This is a genomic window from Kitasatospora purpeofusca (assembly GCF_034043715.1).
Taxonomy (GTDB): domain Bacteria; phylum Actinomycetota; class Actinomycetes; order Streptomycetales; family Streptomycetaceae; genus Kitasatospora; species Kitasatospora purpeofusca_A.
The window spans coordinates 1-586 of sequence record NZ_JAXCLC010000157.1 but is presented as its reverse complement, the minus strand read 5'-3'; the positions used below and the strand labels follow the sequence as shown (position 1 = coordinate 586).

Sequence of the window (586 nt, the reverse complement as noted above, 5' to 3'; positions counted from 1 at the left end):
CCGCAAGCGCCGTCCGCACCGGCCGGGCGGCCGCCCGCGCCACCGGCCTGAACAAGGTCTACGGGGAGGGCGAGACCCGCGTGGTCGCCCTCGACAACGTCAGCGTCACCTTCCCCCAGGGCGAGTTCAACGCGATCATGGGCCCCTCCGGCTCCGGCAAGTCCACCCTCATGCACTGCATGGCCGGCCTCGACACCGTCACCTCCGGCTCCTCCACCATCGGCGACACCGAACTCGTCGGCCTCAAGGACAAGCAGCTCACCCAACTGCGCCGCGACCACATCGGCTTCATCTTCCAGGCCTTCAACCTCCTCCCCACCCTCACCGCCCTGGAGAACATCACCCTCCCCATGGACATCGCCGGCCGCAAGGCCGACAAGCAGTGGCTCGACCGCGTCGTCGAGACCGTCGGCCTCTCCGGCCGCCTCTCCCACCGCCCCAGCCAGCTCTCCGGCGGCCAGCAGCAACGCGTCGCCTGCGCCCGCGCCCTCGCCGGCCGACCCGACATCGTCTTCGCCGACGAACCCACCGGCAACCTCGACTCCCGCTCCGGCGCCGAGATCCTCTCCTTCCTGCGCAACTCCGT

At 70.6% G+C, this 586-nt stretch carries 1 protein-coding gene; it reads left to right on the top strand.

What is annotated here, in order from left to right:
* Positions 1–586 (top strand): ABC transporter ATP-binding protein (locus SM793_RS36305; RefSeq protein WP_320443408.1); only part of this gene is annotated, 586 nt, incomplete at both ends.